Source organism: Acetivibrio ethanolgignens, from assembly GCF_001461035.1.
Lineage (GTDB): Bacteria > Bacillota > Clostridia > Lachnospirales > Lachnospiraceae > Velocimicrobium > Velocimicrobium ethanolgignens.
The window spans coordinates 1-559 of the sequence record NZ_LNAM01000142.1 but is presented as its reverse complement, the minus strand read 5'-3'; the positions used below and the strand labels follow the sequence as shown (position 1 = coordinate 559).

Annotated in this window: 1 protein-coding gene; it reads left to right on the top strand. The window is 30.2% G+C overall.

All coding sequences use genetic code 11. The features are described from left to right. The first annotated feature begins 194 nt into the window (after nucleotides 1–194). Entirely contained in the window at nucleotides 195–482 is a 288-nt protein-coding gene (locus ASU35_RS07220; protein ID WP_058352358.1) for a hypothetical protein, read from the top strand. The last annotated feature ends 77 nt before the right edge of the window (nucleotides 483–559 follow it).

Genomic DNA, 559 nt, shown 5'->3' with positions numbered 1-559 from the left:
GTGATATGCGTTGACTTAGTAAAGTTATATAATTTTGTTCCTCAACGCTGCCCCTTGATTATTTCTGCTTTTCATGTGGATAGGATTATAGTATAATCAGAAAGATAAACTTGAATATATCGAGCAGATTATTTCGATATAATTTATGATTTTCTGTACGAAATTATAAGGTGAGAGGAGATTGTAAGGATAATATGATGGATTTTTTTGTTAGTATATTTGCAGAATTATTTGTGCAGGGATGTGAAGAAGGAAGTAAAAATGCAAAATTGCCTAGAACAATAAGAATAATACTTGCAGTTGTTTCAAGTTTAATCTATTTGGCATTGGTTGGATTCTGCGTATATGGAACAATTAGATTGTATAAACAAGATAAGTTTATTGTTATGGTGCTTGTTTTATGTGTGTTAGCAATTCTAGTATTTGTTGCAATTTCATATGTTAGAGAAATTATTAGATTGAATAAAAAAGGAATGGAATAATAAGTGTTGGCGAAATCGACAAATTCTTTAGGTTACAATCGATGATGGGGTAAACGAAAAAGCAGTTTTGACATTGC

Excerpts from the sequence above, each read along its gene's own strand:
- ASU35_RS07220 (WP_058352358.1), top strand. The coding sequence starts at position 195 with ATGATGGATTTTTTTGTTAGTATATTTGCAGAATTATTTGTGCAGGGA.